This window comes from Shewanella sp. S1-49-MNA-CIBAN-0167 (assembly GCF_040310145.1).
Taxonomy (GTDB): Bacteria; Pseudomonadota; Gammaproteobacteria; order Enterobacterales; family Shewanellaceae; genus Shewanella; species Shewanella psychromarinicola.
On sequence record NZ_JBEOPO010000017.1, the window covers coordinates 1 to 16,992 of the forward strand.

General features: G+C 42.7%; 12 protein-coding genes and 1 tRNA gene. 8 read left to right on the plus strand and 5 right to left on the minus strand.

Annotation, left to right across the window (positions count from 1 at the left end):
• Positions 1-102 precede the first annotated feature (102 nt).
• Both AAEZ00_RS09590 and AAEZ00_RS09595 read left to right on the plus strand, forming a co-directional pair.
• Positions 103-194, plus strand: a tRNA-Lys gene (locus AAEZ00_RS09590).
• Between the two features lie 502 nt (positions 195-696).
• A complete protein-coding gene (locus AAEZ00_RS09595) occupies positions 697-1,848 on the plus strand; it encodes a DcaP family trimeric outer membrane transporter (RefSeq protein ID WP_351074292.1) in 1,152 nt (383 codons plus the stop codon).
• Positions 1,849-1,917: 69 nt separating this feature from the next.
• Here AAEZ00_RS09595 and AAEZ00_RS09600 read toward each other — a convergent pair whose 3' ends face one another.
• The 3 genes from AAEZ00_RS09600 to acs all read right to left on the minus strand — a co-directional run bounded on the left by AAEZ00_RS09600 (position 1,918) and on the right by acs (position 6,230).
• Positions 1,918-2,178, minus strand: coding sequence for a GrxA family glutaredoxin (locus AAEZ00_RS09600; RefSeq protein ID WP_101030581.1), 261 nt, complete (start codon positions 2,176-2,178; stop codon positions 1,918-1,920).
• A gap of 79 nt (positions 2,179-2,257) precedes the next feature.
• Positions 2,258-3,991, minus strand: a complete 1,734-nt coding sequence (radD, locus tag AAEZ00_RS09605) for a DNA repair helicase RadD (protein WP_124013793.1) — start codon at positions 3,989-3,991, stop codon at positions 2,258-2,260.
• Positions 3,992-4,277: 286 nt separating this feature from the next.
• The gene (gene acs, locus AAEZ00_RS09610) at positions 4,278-6,230 is read right to left on the minus strand and encodes an acetate--CoA ligase (protein ID WP_124013792.1); all 1,953 of its coding nucleotides are present in this window, start codon (positions 6,228-6,230) and stop codon (positions 4,278-4,280) included.
• A gap of 256 nt (positions 6,231-6,486) precedes the next feature.
• On the opposite strand from acs, the gene AAEZ00_RS09615 reads away from it, so the two are divergent.
• Both AAEZ00_RS09615 and AAEZ00_RS09620 read left to right on the plus strand, forming a co-directional pair.
• Positions 6,487-9,909 carry a hybrid sensor histidine kinase/response regulator gene (locus tag AAEZ00_RS09615; RefSeq protein ID WP_124013791.1) on the plus strand — a complete coding sequence of 1,141 codons (3,423 nt, stop codon included), beginning with the start codon at positions 6,487-6,489 and terminating at the stop codon, positions 9,907-9,909.
• Positions 9,910-10,190: 281 nt separating this feature from the next.
• Positions 10,191-10,448: a hypothetical protein gene (locus tag AAEZ00_RS09620; RefSeq protein WP_351088606.1), complete on the plus strand. Its 258-nt coding sequence runs from the start codon at positions 10,191-10,193 to the stop codon at positions 10,446-10,448.
• Positions 10,449-10,509: 61 nt separating this feature from the next.
• Here AAEZ00_RS09620 and bioA read toward each other — a convergent pair whose 3' ends face one another.
• Positions 10,510-11,844, minus strand: coding sequence for an adenosylmethionine--8-amino-7-oxononanoate transaminase (gene bioA, locus AAEZ00_RS09625; RefSeq protein WP_124013790.1), 1,335 nt, complete (start codon positions 11,842-11,844; stop codon positions 10,510-10,512).
• A 114-nt stretch (positions 11,845-11,958) separates the two neighbouring features.
• Here bioA and bioB point away from each other — a divergent pair, with 114 nt between their 5' ends.
• Genes bioB through bioD form a run of 4 tightly spaced genes read left to right on the plus strand, consistent with a single transcriptional unit; the run spans position 11,959 to position 15,706 of the window.
• Positions 11,959-13,011, plus strand: coding sequence for a biotin synthase BioB (bioB, locus tag AAEZ00_RS09630; RefSeq protein ID WP_124013789.1), 1,053 nt, complete (start codon positions 11,959-11,961; stop codon positions 13,009-13,011).
• A 6-nt stretch (positions 13,012-13,017) separates the two neighbouring features.
• Positions 13,018-14,214 (plus strand): aminotransferase class I/II-fold pyridoxal phosphate-dependent enzyme, encoded by a 1,197-nt coding sequence (locus tag AAEZ00_RS09635; protein WP_233768504.1) that lies wholly within the window; start codon positions 13,018-13,020, stop codon positions 14,212-14,214.
• 21 nt (positions 14,215-14,235) lie between these two features.
• Positions 14,236-14,994: a methyltransferase domain-containing protein gene (locus tag AAEZ00_RS09640; RefSeq protein ID WP_124013788.1), complete on the plus strand. Its 759-nt coding sequence runs from the start codon at positions 14,236-14,238 to the stop codon at positions 14,992-14,994.
• 7 nt (positions 14,995-15,001) lie between these two features.
• A complete protein-coding gene (bioD, locus tag AAEZ00_RS09645) occupies positions 15,002-15,706 on the plus strand; it encodes a dethiobiotin synthase (RefSeq protein ID WP_351074492.1) in 705 nt (234 codons plus the stop codon).
• Positions 15,707-15,939: 233 nt separating this feature from the next.
• Here bioD and AAEZ00_RS09650 read toward each other — a convergent pair whose 3' ends face one another.
• Complete coding sequence (locus tag AAEZ00_RS09650; RefSeq protein WP_351074299.1) at positions 15,940-16,965, minus strand: GGDEF domain-containing protein; 1,026 nt, start codon at positions 16,963-16,965, stop codon at positions 15,940-15,942.
• Positions 16,966-16,992 lie beyond the last annotated feature (27 nt).

Consider the following 16,992-nt stretch of genomic DNA (forward strand, 5'->3'; position numbering starts at 1 on the left):
ACATCTCTCATAGGCTAAAACTAGCCATTAGTTCTACAGGCTTTTAAACGCCGACAGTTGGCTTTGTTCCAGTAAGAATAGCGGTTATTGCAAAACCAAGATGGGTCGTTAGCTCAGTACCTCTTTGTTAAATCAATAGCTGCAGTTGGCTTTTAACCCATTGGTCGAAGGTTCGGATCCTTCACGACCCACCACTTTTTTATATCTCCCCAATTTAAACGTCCAGATAATCCAACCATTCAACATCTCTCATAGGCTAAAACTAGCCATTAGTTCTACAGGCTTTTAAACGCCGACAGTTGGCTTTGTTCCAGTAAGAATAGCGGTTATTGCAAAACCAAGATGGGTCGTTAGCTCAGTTCCTCTTTGTTAAATCAATAGATACAGTTGGCTTATAATCCATGAGTCGAAGTTTCGGCCCCTTCCTTCACTACCCGCTATTTATTATTACTTCTGAGTTAATTCCTAAATAGCTGATTAAATTCAAATAAAACACTTTACATAATCAGCTGACTTTCTATATCTCTTTGTTGCATTTTTATATGCTTTTATCACACGCATAATGCAAATGTGTGGGCTTTGATTGTTAAGGTAATACTTGTTTACTTTTGTCTCATAGACTTATTGCTAATGTTGCATGCTTGTTAATTAGCTCATATTAATTAGGATTAGAACAATATAAATAGGGAGATAATAATGAAAAAACAAAAGATAAGTCTTTATGTTGCTGGCGCTTTATTGACTATGAGTGGGAGTGCTCAGGCGGCTACTGAAATGACTTTTGGTGGTTATATTAAAGCAGATGTGATGTTTAGTGATTATGGCAACGGGGCGCCTGACTCAGGTTCATTGTCTCGTCAGTTTTATGTGCCAGGCACTATTTACGGGACAACTGGAAATGGTAAGCAAGTTGTCGATTTTCAAGCTCGTGAGTCACGTTTTAATTTTAAAACCGTTACCGATGTTGAAGGGCATAAACTAACTGGTTTTATTGAACTGGATTTTTTGACACATACTGATGGTAACGAACGAGTTTCTAACAGCTATTCTCCACGCATACGTCATGCATTTATGAGTTATGACAATTGGACTGTAGGACAAACGTGGACTACTTTTCAAAATCCAGGCGCTTTACCTGAGAACTTAGACTTTGTTGGTGCGGCTGAAGGAACACCGTTTGTTAGACAATCACTACTTAGATATACCAGTGGTAATTGGCAATTCTCGATTGAAAATCCCGAAACGACAGTCACGCCATTAGGTGGTGGTGGTCGAATTACCAGTGGTAGTGGGGTTGTACCTGATGTTGTCGGTCGTTATAACTTTAGTACTGCAAATGGTTCTGCACTTTCGCTTGCTGCGATTGTAAGGCAAATAGATTTAGAGCAAGTTGTCGGTACTACCGTATACGATACCTCTGAGCTGGGCTATGGCGTCAGTTTTGCTGGTGTTATCCCTGTTGGTAAAGATGATCTTAAGTTTACGGCTACTTACGGTGAGGGACTAGGTCGTTACATGGCGCTAAATTATGCCAATGCAGGCGTACTTGATTCAAACGGTGAAATTCAAGCGATTAAATCCTTTGGTGGATTTGTGTCGTATCGTCACTGGTGGTCAGAGCAATGGCGTTCTAGTGTGACATTCTCAGGTTTTAGCGCAGATAATGATGTAGCCCTTACTGGTGGCTCAGTTAACAAAGAGGCCTATTCTAGCTATGTTAACTTATTGTTCTCACCTTCAAAGCCAGTGACATTTGGGGTTGAATATATGTATGCTTTGAATGAGCGTGAAGACGGTTTCGATGGTGACTTAAATCGCATTCTGTTTTCAGCGAAATATGCCATTTAGATTTAGCATTAGAGCGAATAATAACAAGGCAACCAAATAGGTTGCCTTGTTACTTTTAAGAAATAAAACTTAATTGAGTAGATTGTTTTGACGAATATAAGCTTCGAATTCGGTGCAACCACCAATAGGCTTTTCATCAATAAAGATTTGTGGAACGGTTTCTACTGTTTTACCTACACTTTTTGATAAATCAGCTTTAGTGATACCTTCAGCATGAATATCGATATATTTAAATTTGAAATCTTCACTTTGTGCGGCTAACTTTTCTGATAGTTCCACAGCACGAACGCAAAATGGACAAGCTGGGCGGCCAAAAATAACTACAAACATGGTGACTCCTGTTTAATGATATGGGCATTTTATACCATAAGTATTTTTCAAATGGTAATTCAACCCAATTAATTTTGTTTTAACTCATATCGATTTTATATTTGCCTTGATAGTCAAAAAATGAGTCGACTAAATCCCAGCGATGTTTATTTTTCTTCAACAATAATAAATCAGGTTTTCTAAATCGAGTTTGATCCGCCAATACATCTACTACCTTGTTATATTGAGGATGACGCAGGCCTGGAGTGCGAGTATGACTGAGAACAAACACCGCATAAAAAGCTTTACGTTGCGCAGGTGTCTCAAAGCTAAAAGTTTGTTTAAAATCATTACCTTCAATATCAATATATTGAATAAGTAACTTACTATCGTGGTCGTGCAACAACATTTGCTGACATTTAAATAAATGATGATGCTGTGCGTTAAGGACCTGCTTTAACCGTTTATCAGGATCTATCAAGGTTGATTGGCAGCTGTGGCAAATACGTGCTGCAATATCGTTTTCAGCCCCACAGTCAGGACAGGATTTTGATCTAAATCTAAAATCACACTGCTGTTGATCATTGATTAATCCTTGGCAGCGTCTGCCATAATGTTCGACAATATCGCCATCGCCATCAACAATCCCCCAAAAGGTATTGGCAAATTGACACACAGGACAATGCACTTGAACTGGTACTGATTTGCTATTGGGTTTTACTTGACCGACTTCTGGATAAAATAAATCATAGCCATTAGCGGCATAATCAATGATTAAGCAGTCTGTTTTATCCGGCGCCAAACGTAAACCTCGGCCAATCATTTGCTGGAATAAGCTAACTGAAGCAGTAGGTCGTAATATGGCGATAAGGTCAACATGAGGTGCATCGAAGCCTGTGGTTAACACGGCAACGTTAACAATGTACTTGAGTTGTTGGGCCTTAAAGCGTTCAATGATGTCATCACGTTCGACATGAGGTGTTTGAGCGGTAATTAATGCGGCATCATTATCTAAAAGATCCATTACTTCATTGGCATGCCTGACTGTGGCAGCAAAAATCAACACTCCTTTGCGGAGTTCGGCAAGTTGTTTTACTTGTTTGATAATAGCGGTGGTTGCTCGTCCTTGATGATGAAGCAAGGAGTCTATTTCTATTTGCGGATATTCGCCGCTGTCATGGGGGGCTAGTGCGCTAAAGTCATATTGGGCACTCAGCCCATCGAAAATAATCGGTTTGGTGAGGTATCCTTGGTTAATTAATGGCCGCATTGGGAGTTCAAAGATACATTTATCAAAAACGGGGGTGTCTGTATTGCCCACTTTCCCGTGGTAGTGGAGTCGATAAATCCAGCCTACACCAAGGCGATAAGGCGTGGCGGTTAACCCAAGTAGTTTGATATCGGGATTACGTGCTTTAAGGTGTGTGAGCAGTTGTTGATATTGGCTAGTTGACTCGTTACTGACTCGGTGGCACTCATCTATAATGACTAATGAAAACGGTTGTGTAAATTTTGTCAAAGCCCGAGCGGCAGATTGGACGCTGGCAACCACCGTTTTGCCATTGGCTTTTTTTTGATTTAATCCAGCAGAGTAAATATTTGCTTGTTGTGTGAGTAAGCCCACTTTTTGTGCATTTTGAGCGACTAATTCCTTTACGTGAGTTAATACCAGTACGTTGCCATTGGCAATACGCGCTAATTCGGCAATCACGATACTTTTACCCGCGCCAGTGGGAAGAACCAACACCGCTGATTGCTGGCTTTGCTTGAAATGAGCAATTGCAGCGTCGACGGAGTGTTGTTGATAATCACGTAAAGTGATTTTAACGGGCATGGGGGATGAGTCTTTCAATTTATCGATAGTATTAATCTGGTTTTTATAAAGCTTAACATAGCCAATGGCTGATATAACTATATTACATAAAGTGAATTGACTTTGACTGAAGTCGATAAACATACAACGGTGTTATATTGTGAACAGAAGATCAGTTACTTAGGAGACAGTAACGCAGACGGGATCTCATATTAAGTTTAAAAAAAAGCCCCTCTAATGAGGGGCGAAACGAGAAATTGGTCAGGATTTCTCAGGGTGGATAGATCAATGACAATGGTTGAAGCAATTACTCCGTTTTGTTCAAACGATATTCAATTAGCGTATCTATGACTGCTGGATCTGCCAATGTTGAAGAATCACCTAAGTTGGTTACTTCGTTAGCCGCAATTTTACGTAAGAATCGACGCATAATTTTGCCCGAACGCGTTTTAGGTAAACCACTGGCCCATTGGATAAGATCCGGTGTGGCAAGGGCACCAATTTCTTTACGTACCCATTGGCGTAACTCTTGACGTAATTCTTCAGTCGGTTCAACACCACGAGTCAAAGTGACATAAGCATAAATACCTTGGCCTTTGATGTCATGGGGATAACCTACCACGGCAGCCTCAGCAACGAGTTCATGGGACACTAACGCACTTTCAACTTCTGCGGTGCCTAAGCGATGTCCTGAAACGTTAATCACATCATCTACACGGCCCGTGATCCAATAGTAGCCATCTTCATCACGACGAGCACCATCACCGGTAAAATACATACCACGAAAGGTTTTGAAGTAGGTGAGGGCGAATCTGTCGTGATCACCAAAAACGGTGCGCATTTGTCCTGGCCACGAATCTAGGATAACTAAGTTACCTTCACCCGTCCCTTCTACAAGATCACCCATGTTATCAACCAGTGCCGGTTGTACACCAAAAAAGGGTCGCGTTGCGGAGCCAGGTTTTGTATCTGTTGCACCTGGTAGTGGACTGATTAAAATGCCACCCGTTTCAGTTTGCCACCAAGTATCGACGATTGGGCAGTTTGCATGGCCAACCACTTCATGGTACCAACGCCATGCTTCTGGGTTTATTGGTTCACCAACAGAGCCCATAATCCGCAATGAGTCACCTTTGTAACTGTTAAACGGTTCTTTACCTTCAGCCATTAATGCCCGAATTAAGGTTGGCGCGGTATAAAGAATATTGACGTTATGGCGGTCGATCATTTCACCTAATCGAGCAGGTGTAGGATGATTAGGTACGCCCTCATGAATTAATACCGTGGCGGCATTAGCAAAAGGACCATATACCATATAAGAATGGCCGGTAATCCAACCCACATCAGCGGTACACCAATATACTTCGTCAGCTTTATAGTCAAACACGTATTCATGTGTCATTGAGGCATACACCATATAACCGCCAGTGGTATGCAGCACACCTTTAGGATTACCAGTAGAGCCAGAGGTATAAAGCAAAAACAGCGGGTCTTCGGCATTCATTTCAGCTGGTATGCAATACTCTGAAGCGACTTCCATGAGTGAATGCCACCAAACATCTCGGCCTTCAACCCAATCTACGTCACCACCAGTTCGCTTAAATACAATGACCTTCTCGACGCAAGTTACATCAGGATTTGATATCGCTTCATCAACACTGCGTTTTAAAGGGATTTTACGACCAGCACGAACACCTTCGTCAGCGGTAATCAAGACTTTTGATTTACCGTCAATCACCCTTGCTGCAATCGAGTCTGGTGAAAAGCCGCCAAATACCACTGAATGAACTGCACCAATGCGCGCGCAAGCCAGCATGGCAACTGCAGCTTCAGGCACCATAGGCATGTAGATAGTGACGATATCGCCTTTATTTACCCCTTGGCTGCGCAGCGCGTTAGCAAACTTACAGACTTCGTTATGCAGTTCTGCATAAGTCAATTTGCGCTGTTCGTTGGCGTCATCGCCCTCCCAAATAATGGCCAGCTTATCGCCGTATTCTTCGAGGTGACGATCTAAACAATTGGCAGAGGCATTGAGCGTACCGTCATAAAACCAATTTATGGATAGGTTATGATCATCAAATGACGTTTTCTTGATTTTAGTATAAGGTTTAATCCAATCAATGCGTTTGCCGTGCTCTCTCCAGAAACCTTCTGGATTAACAATGGACTCCTGGTACATTTTCTTATATTGATCGTTATTAACCAGTGCGTTGTTCGCTATGTCGCTAGGAACTTTGTAAAGAGACTGCGAGCTCATAGGGCTTCCCTTTCTAAAAATGGCGTAGTTAAAGTATCATCTGCAACGGGCTGTTTGCACTATTAGACCTTGGTCTATTTTTAAAATATCCTTAATATTTAGTCTGTTGCACGTGTTAATATAACAAGGAAAGCTGCAGAGTTAGTCTATCATTTATAACAATTCTCTTATGTAGGTTGTTTTATGTTCAATACATGATGTTTTAGATAAAAATAAAACAGATTTTTAATAACAATAAAGTGATATCGGACGTTTCATGAACTTAACCTTAATCGTTGCCGTGATTGCGGTGTGTTATGTGTCTCTACTGTTTATTTTGGCATGGGGCGCAGAGCGGTGGTTTAGTAAAATAAACCAAAAAGTCCAAGTATGGATTTATGGACTCAGTTTAGCTGTGTATTGCTCTTCATGGAGTTTTTTAGGCACAGTAGGCCAGTCTGCCAATGATTTGTGGTCTTTTTTACCTATTTTTGTTGGCCCAATATTGGTGTTCACCCTTGGGTTTGGCATGCTACGAAAAATGGTCGTGGTGTCTAAAGCACAAAACATCACTTCAGTTGCCGACTTTATTGCCGCTCGTTATGGAAAGTCGCAATTGTTGGCTGCATTAGTCACCCTTATTGCATTATTTGGCATCATGCCATATATCGCCTTACAGCTTAAAGCGATGGTATTTAGTCTTAATTTATTCCAACCCGATGATAACCCGCTGAGTCCAGTGGCGGTGCCATTATTGATCACCATGTTGTTAGCCATTTTTGCCATTTTATTTGGTACTCGTAAATTAGATGCTACCGAACATAATCCTGGGATGATGGTGGCGATTGCATTTGAGTCATTGGTTAAACTCGCCGCATTTATCTCTGTTGGTGTCGTCATTAGTTTCGGTGTTTTTGATGGTTTTGGTGATATTTGGCAACAGGCATCTGATAAAGCATTAATTGAAAATAGTCATATTCGTTTAGAGTCGTTTCTCCCTGAGCTTTTTGTCGGTATGGCGGCATTTATGTGTATGCCAAGACAGTTCCATGTGATGGTGGTTGAGTGTGGTGGCGAACATGTGCTGAAAAAAGCCCGTTGGATTTTTCCGATTTATTTGGCTTTGTTTGGTCTATTTGTTGCGCCATTGGCGTTAGCTGGCAAAGTGATATTGGGTGATACTGTGTCAGCAGATACCTATGTCATCAACTTACCTCTGGTGCTCGACCAACCGATCTTAGCCGTTGTTGCATTGTTAGGCAGCTTGTCTGCGGCAACCGGAATGGTCATTGTGGCAGTGGTTACCATCAGCGTGATGGTCAGTAATGAATGGCTGGTGCCATTTTTACTGCGAACTGGGCAAATTAGAGAAAAGAACTTTAGTCAGTTTTCTCAATTATTGTTAAATGTACGCCGTTTATCCATAGTAGTGATTCTAGGTTTTGGTTATTTGAGTTATTTACTGTTTACCGACAGAGATTCACTTTCACATTTGGGGATGATGTCATTTGGCGCTTTTTCTCAATTAGCGCCTGCATTAGTTGGCGGTTTATATTGGAAGCATGGTAATCGATCCGGCGTCTATCTTGGTCTTGCTGTGGGCTTTAGTCTGTGGTGTTTTATTTTACTTCAAGGTGCCGGTGAAGCTCGTTTGATTGGTGGCGAGTTTGGTTTACTTAATTCGATAACCCCAAATGTTAGTGATACGTTGATCGCCTTGTTAGCGAATATCTTTTGTTATGTACTGGGTTCTATTTGGTTTAGAGCCGGCGTTGCAGAGCGTATTCAAGCGAGTAATTTTGTAAAGCCTTGGTCATCAAAGCAAGATTCTAAAAAACGTCAAGGGCCTATTTCGCAACAAGATTTATTAATTTTGGCCAGCCGGTTTGTGAGTCCCACTCGTGCTTATGAGAGCTTTAGCCGTTTTTCGGCTGATGCGGTTAAAAGTGATAGTTGGTACAAAACGGCCCCTGAAGAATTAATCGCCCACACCGAACACATGTTGTCGGGTGTTTTGGGCGCATCAAGTGCTTCATTAGTGATGGATTCTGTGCTGCAAGGCCGAGATTTGGGCCTTGATGAAGTCTTTAGTTTAGTTGATGAAGCATCGTCGAAAATTATTTTAAGTCAGGATATGTTGCGAGGCGCTATTGAACACGCTTACGAAGGCATGAGTGTGGTTGATAAAGATCTTAATTTAGTTGCGTGGAATTATCGCTATATAGAATTATATCAGTATCCAGAAGGATTTTTACAACAAGGTATGCCTATTGCTGACATTGTGCGGTTTAATGCTTCGCGCGGTTTTTGTGGTACGGGAGATATTGAAGATCAAGTCGCAGTGCGAGTACAGCATATGCGTAATGGCACCCCTCACACTTCAGAGCGTGAACGCCAAGATGGTAAGGTGATTAAAATTCAAGGTAACCCTATGCCTGACGGCGGTTTTGTGATGACTTTTACTGATATTACTCAATATCGTTTACAAGAAAAAGCCTTGCTGGAAGCCAATGAAACATTAGAAAGCCGCGTGCAAGAGCGAACCTATGAGCTGGCGATGTCAAACAGCGAATTACTTGAAGCCAAAGCACAGGAAGAGCTGGCTAACGCGTCTAAAACACGCTTTTTAGCAGCTGTGGGCCACGACTTAATGCAGCCATTAAATGCGGCTAGATTATTTACCGCCTCATTATCACAATATCCTAATCTGGATCTCGAAGCCCGCACGACATTAACCCATGTGAATAGTTCGTTGAAAATAGCTGGCGAGTTATTGACCGATTTATTAGATATCTCTAAGCTCGACTCGGGCATGGTGGAAGTTAATCGCCGCGATTTTGCCATTGCGGAGGTGATTAACGGTTTGTCGGTTGAATTTGATGCGATGGCAAGTGACAGTCAGATCTCTTTTTCGATGGTGCCCTCTACGGCGACCGTAAACTCAGATCCATCATTATTACGGCGTGTTTTGCAGAATTTTTTAACCAATGCTTACCGTTATGCTCGTGGCGGTAAAGTCTTATTCGGTTGCCGTCATCGAGGTGACTTTATCGAGATCCAAGTGTTAGATACTGGCTGTGGGATTAATGAGTTTGATATACAAGAAATTTTTAAAGAGTTTAAACGTCTAAATCATCCCAGTAGCCGTAATGTCAGTGGCTTGGGATTAGGATTAGCGATTGCCGATCGGATTAGCAAGGTACTTGATCATCAAATTCATGTGAGTTCGACCTTAGGTCATGGTTCGATATTCTCGATTTCCGTGCCAATAGGCAAAACGATAAGTCAAATAAGCAGTAAGCCTTTACCGACATTATTGCAGCCTTTAGCGGGAATTAAAGTCTTATGTATCGACAATGAAGAGGCGATTCTCGCGGGGCTAGAGTCGTTATTAAGCCGTTGGCAATGTGAAGTTATTTGTGCCAAAGATCTTGCCGATGCACGGATTAAATTAGGCCTTAAAGGCGTTGCTCCAGACATCATGTTAGCTGATTATCACTTAGATGATGACCAAAATGGTATTGATGCGATGAATGGCATCCGCAGCCGATATGGTGAGCATTTACCCGGGATCTTGATTACCGCTAATACCAACAAAGATTTGGTTGATGATGTCGAAAGACGCGGTTATCACTATATGGCGAAAATGGTTAAACCAGCCGCATTGCGGGCGTTAATTTCTAGTCTAGTTAAAAAGTAAACATTAGAATTATTCAATTATTTAGGCGTATCGTTTAGGCTTGCTATGATGATGGTACAAGGTAATAGCGTGTAGCTATACTTTTTTGAACGTTATTTTTCGGCTGGCAGTAACGCGAAACATTACAGTGTGCACCCAGTAATCATTTGACTACACAGACAAGATGCAGACTCACTTTAGATACAGTCTTTTGGCCTAAAGCAGCCTATATCTGTTACATGCCGAGTGTCCATATCTGACGTTTTTGTCAACATGGTCAAATAGGGTGCGGATATTGATTAGTGTCGCAGTTGCAAGTAAAAGATGAATTAGCTAGTGGAGAACGGGTGCATGTTTTGCGCGACAACGTCATTAAAAAGCCCTTTATTGGCACGATTGGATTTTTCGCTAAGTGGGGCGTAACTCACCCAAGGTGGGATAGTAAACAGTTATCAAACAGATCGTTAGCAAAAAATGGCAAGTTTGATATTGCATACTTAACACAACGCCATTTTTATCGATTCATCCCATCTCTTATCCCTCCGATTATCCCGAGTTGAGGTTAACTCCTTCTCTGATACAAACGTGTCTCATTGACAAAAATAATTTAGCTGAATGTGATTAACCGTGACTAATAAATTGAGCGGTTACTGGCGTAGCATCAATGCCTTTTACGACGGTGATCATCGCCGAAGTCAGCTTGCTTAATTGCGCTGCATTGATGGTGTAGGGCGGCATCAGATAAATATATTTATTAAACGGTCTTACCCAGACGCCCAGCTCAACAAAGGCTTGCTGTAATTGGGCTGTATTGACCGTATTGATCATTTCAATAATGCCAACAGCACCGAGCACACGGACATCGTTCACTTGAGGTAAATCAATCGCACTTGCGAGTTCTTGCTTGAGTTGGGTTTCAATGGCGTTAACTTGTTGTTGCCAGTCACCTTGAAGCAGTAAATCTAAACTGGCTGTTGCCGCGGCGCACGCTAATGGATTACCCATAAATGTGGGGCCGTGCATAAACACACCCGCAGGTGAGTCACTAATACCATTGGCAACTTCGTCACTGCACAGGGTGGCAGCAAGGCTGATATAGCCGCCGGTTAAGGCTTTACCCACACACATGATATCCGCCTCAATATTGGCATGCTCATAAGCAAACAGTTTGCCTGTGCGTCCAAATCCGGTGGCAATTTCATCTAAGATCAGTAGTACATGGTATTGATCGCACAGTTGACGAAGTTTAGTTAGATAAGCCGGGGAGTAAAAACGCATTCCGCCAGCGCCTTGCATGATGGGTTCGATAATCACGGCGGCAATATCATGGTGATGTTGAGCAAATGCAGCATCTAAAGCGAGTGAATCCGTTTGATTAAGCGGTTCATTAAACTTAGACGTTGGCGCAGGGATAAATACTTGTTTAGTCACATTATTGCCAAACATGGTGTGCATGCCACCGTCTGGATCGCATACGCTCATTGCGGCAAAGGTATCACCGTGATAACCGTTTTTCACGGTCATGATCTGTTGTTTTTGTGGTTGGTTTCGACCTTGCCAATATTGCAGTGCCATTTTTAATGCGACTTCTACCGCAATTGAGCCTGAATCGGCTAAGAATACTTTGGTTAAATTTGCGCTGGTCATCTGCACTAAACGTTTTGATGCTTCAATGGCGGGTTGGTGGGTTATTCCGCCAAACATCACATGACTAAGCTGTGAAAGCTGTTGTTGCATTGCAGCGACAATGGTCGGATGACTATACCCGTGCACACATGACCACCACGAACTTGTGCCATCAATGAGCACTTTGCCATTGTCTAAAATCAGCTCACAACCTTGAGCTGAAACCACCCCATATACAGGTAAAGACTGGGTCATAGAGGTGTAAGGGTGCCAAATATGTTGTGCATCGAAAGCGTAATCGATAGTGCTGTTTACGTCGGAAAGTGCCATAGTTATATGTGCTCGTTTTTTAACCGCTAGTAAAGCGTGAAGTGGCTACTGCGTTGACAGTTTACGGGCTCAGGGTATCCTAGCCAACATAAAATAAAAATAAAGGAATGCTCCATGTCGTTAGCTGAAGTTCGTCAGGATTGGAAAAAAGCACAAATTGAAGCATTGTTTGCGTTGCCTATGAATGATTTATTATTTAAAGCACACAGCATTCATCGAGAGATGTTTGACCCTAACGAAGTGCAGATCAGTCGTCTTTTATCGATTAAAACTGGTGCATGCCCTGAGGACTGTAAATATTGTCCACAAAGCGCGCGTTACGATACTGGCCTTGAAAAAGAACGTTTACTTGAAATTGAAAAAGTATTAACTGAGGCTAAAAGCGCTAAAGCTGCTGGTGCATCACGCTTTTGCATGGGCGCCGCTTGGCGTAACCCGCGAGACAAAGACATGCCATATTTAACTCAAATGGTACAAGATGTCCGTGCCTTAGGCATGGAAACTTGCATGACATTAGGCATGTTGTCGCCAGAACAAGCCAGCAAATTAGCCGATGCCGGTTTAGATTATTACAACCATAACCTGGATACTTCACCAGAATATTATGGCGAAGTTATCACCACTCGCACTTATCAAAGCCGCTTAGATACGCTGACAAATGTGCGAGCATCAGGGATGAAAGTTTGTTCGGGCGGGATTGTTGGCATGGGCGAAGACGCCACTGACCGTGCAGGTTTACTACAACAACTGGCTAATTTAGAACAACATCCAGATTCAGTGCCTATTAACATGTTAGTTAAAGTGGCTGGAACGCCGTTTGAAAATATTGATGATCTTGACCCACTTGTGTTTGTCCGCACAATTGCAGTGGCCCGTATTCTTATGCCTAAGTCGCGGGTGCGCTTGTCTGCAGGTCGTGAAAGCATGAGTGATGAACTGCAATCAATGTGTTTCTTTGCCGGTGCTAATTCAATTTTCTACGGTTGCAAGTTGTTGACGACGTCTAATCCTGAAGAAAATGATGACATGAGTTTATTTCGTCGTTTAGGGTTACATCCCGAACAAGGCCCACAAGCCAACATCGAAACCGACAGTGCCTTATTAGCCAAAGCCAGTGCTAAACAAGATAAGTCGACCAAGCAGTTTTTTGATGCAGCGGCGTTGTGATCTAATATGACGTTAATAGGCCAAACTGGCATGGGACAACATCCATTAACCCAGCGGATAAGTGATAAGCTGGCTGAGCAGCAGGCCGCGGGCCTTTTACGCCAACGACATGTGTCGGCAACCAAGCCACATGCGACAATTGATTTTAGCCATAATGATTATTTAGGCTTAGCCCATGAACCCGCTTTAGCCCAAGCACTTTATGCTGGAGCACAAGAGTTTGGTGTCGGCAGTCGGGCATCACCTCTTGTGAGTGGTTATGGCCAAGCCCATTTGGCACTCGAGCAGCGCCTATGTGAGATTACTGGCCATCAAGCTTGTATGCTATTTAGCTCAGGTTTTAGCGCCAACAGCGCGTTAATGAAAACCCTGTTTAGTGCCGACGATACGGTTATTGCCGACAAGTTGGTTCATGCCTCAGTCATCGATGGCTTAAAAGACAGTGGCAGTAATATTCGGCGTTTTCTACATAATGATATTAGTAGTGCAGCGCGCATTATTGCACGTAACCCTCATAGCGCTGTTGTTACCGAAAGTGTGTTTAGTATGGATGGAGACATCGCCCCCATTGCTGAACTTTCATCCTTATGTCAACAACATAACTCTTGGTTGATTGTCGATGATGCTCATGGTTTTGGGGTATTACCAAGCTCGTTTGTTAATGCCGATAAGGTCGATATTCAAGTGGTCACCTTTGGTAAAGCGCTAGGGTGTCAAGGCGCGGCCATTTTAGCCTCACAAGATGTGATTGATTATTTGGTCGCGACTTCTCGTGAATATATTTATTCAACTGCGTTGTCTCCGGCTAATGCTCATCTGGCATTAACCGCCATAAATTGGCAACAAGATCACCCACAGTTATTGGCACAATTAACGGCTAACATCGCGCTTTTCAGAGATCTTGCACAGAAGCAACAATTAGCCATAACGTCTTCGACCACGGCTATTCAGCCGATTATGATCGGTGATAATCATCGCGTGATGACAATTGCTCAACAGTTAACACAACACGGTTTTTTGGTTGGTGCGATCCGCTCACCAACGGTGCCCAAAGATCAGGCGCGTTTGCGGATTACCTTAAATGTACTGCATCAAGCCAGTGATATTCGTGCGCTCGTGAGCGCAGTGGCTCAGCTTATTGATCAACATGATGATAATACCTCGCGGCAAGCAGTATTAGCACCACCATCAGTGACTAAATAAATCGTATCTTTGAGAAACTCCATGACGTTAGATAATCCGGTTGCAAAAAAGTTTTCAATAGCCGCATCTCATTACAAGCAACATGATGTGTTGCAGCGCATGAGTGCTCAGCAATTGTTACAACAAGCGCATTTATTTGGCACCTTGCTTGATGTTGGAGCCGGCCCTGGTACATGTTTTAAAGCTTTTAATGAGGTAAAACAGGTTGTCGCCGTTGATATTGCTCATGGCATGCTTGCTCAACTTGTGCAACAACACCCCGATTATTTACCCCTTTGCAGTGACGCACAAGCATTGGGTTTACAAAGCGGATCCATTGACAGCATCTATTCCAATTTAGCCTTGCAGTGGTGCCAAACATTACCCAATGCGTTTTCTGAGTTTCATCGAGTATTACGACCCGGCGGCGAATGTCATCTTAGTGTGGTTGTTGATGGCAGCTTGGCTGAGCTAAAGCACTTAGGTTTTAGAGTAAACCAATTTGATTCCATATCAGTGCTTAAGGCGGCATTTATCTCATCTCAAACCACCACGAATGACTGGTATAGCGTTAATATTCACGTTAATAGTATCAGCATTTATTTTGATGATTTACGCAGCTTACTATATTCAATAAAAGGTGTTGGGGCGTCATTTGACCAACAAAGTACTGGCAAAGAACGTCTCGCACTCACCAAGCAACAATGGCAGCAACGGGTGGCGTTAGCAGAAACCCTACGCACCAATAAAGGGTTACCATTAACTTATCAAATTGCGTATATTCACGCGAAACGAGGCTGAAGCTATGCTGTATTTTGTGACAGGCACCGACACCGACAGTGGTAAAACGCTAATTTCAGCGGCATTGTTATCTAAAGCCCAAGGCAATAAATGTGGTTTTAAACCTATAGCATCAGGATGTGAACACACTGAAAATGGCTTGCGTAACCCAGATGCGATGATGTTAATTGCACAATCGAATATGGATTTTTCCTATCAAGTGGTTAATCCTATTTGCTTTGAACCGGCTATTGCACCGCACATTGCTGCCAAGCAAGCTAAACAAACATTAAGTGCACAAAGTGTGCTAGAGACTATGTATCACCCAGCGATGCAAAGCGCTGATTTTGTATTAATTGAAGGTGCTGGTGGCTGGCGTTTACCCTTGGGCAATGGCGAGTATTTGTCTGACACGATCACGTTACTGCAAGCCAAGCTGCTACAAGCGAGATTGACTCCAAATTCAGAGGCCACATCAGCCGTCGAAATTATTTTAGTCGTAGGGATGAAACTAGGTTGTTTAAACCATGCGTTATTAACTCAAGAAGCTGTGCTAGCAGATGGGTTAACGATAGCAGGATGGGTGGCGAATCAAATCGATGCTGATATGGCTTTTATTGACGACAATCTCGACAGCTTACAACAAATGATGCGCGGTCCATTTTTGGGCTATGTGCCTTACTTAACCGATCCCACAGCCGAAAATGCGGCGCATTATCTTAAATTACCATAGTAACCTCAATTCTGGATAATAAACGGTTATCAAACAGTCCTTTGTTCCGCGATCAAACTTGTACCGACCTACCATTGGCCTACTATTGACGGCTATCCACACGTGAAGATGCCTTGTTAGCAAAACAAATGGCAAGTTTGATATGAAATAGGTCGTTACACAGAATCTGTTACAGGGTTAATATTTGGATTGTAACGTACTCAATTCATCTATTAACCCGAGTTGAGGTTGTGTTAGTTTGCGATTGGCATCACGCGGTTACGACCTAAGCGTTTTGCTTCGTAAAGTAACGTATCTGTCGCTTCAATCAATTGAGATACATTTTGTTTTGGTTTCCATTCAGCCACGCCAAAAGAGGCGGTTATTGAATCGATGACTTTGTCATTGCGTCGGTCTTTGACACTGAGCTTCTCGAGCGCTCTGCGAATGGCTTCGGCAAGTTGTCTGGCGACTCTAAACTGACTGCTTGGCACAATGATGGCAAACTCTTCACCACCAAAGCGGTACAATTTAATTCCGTCGCGGCACGCTTCTTGGGTCCGTTTCGCAACCGTTTTCAGGACTAAATCGCCGAGTTGATGACCAAAATTATCGTTGAATATTTTAAAGTGATCAATATCAATCAAAATCAAGCAGGTACCTGCAGGATCTGAACTAATTTGCGCTTCAATATCATCGTTAAATGCGCGGCGATTTAATACATTGGTTAAGGCATCAAATAGCATGTCTTTTTCTGATTCTGCTAAACGTGTTTTGAGCGTATCTATTTCAGACTGGGCTTTTTGTAGTTGTTCAGTAAAACTCACGGTACTAGAACGGATGCTGGAAGACTCTTTAACGATATTTCTGACAATGCCGATAACTTGTTCAAGCGAGAAGCCTTGGTTTTCAAGGTTGCTTAATTTTTTAAAATCTTTATCAATTTGGGTTTGAAAGGTTTCGGTGTCTGAATTAGTGTCTTTGAGTGACTGAGATAATTCACATACCATCGCATCAAGATTTTTACGCATTTCACGTACATTGAGCTCAACCGGGTCCGCCACATGCTTACGATATAATAATTCACTGGTTACTGGTGAACAGGTTTGATTCTGTTTGACCGCAATATCTAACTCTTGGTTGAGTAACGGGTTCTGTTCGCCCACGTAAGCATACCAAAGCGCGTAGTTTGTCGGCGTGGTGGGTATTCTATATTTTAACATTAACGGAACTGCTTTTTTCAAATTGGCTGCAGCGGTTTGCAGTAGAGTGTTCGACATTAAGTGCCTCATGAACCGGGCTAAGAA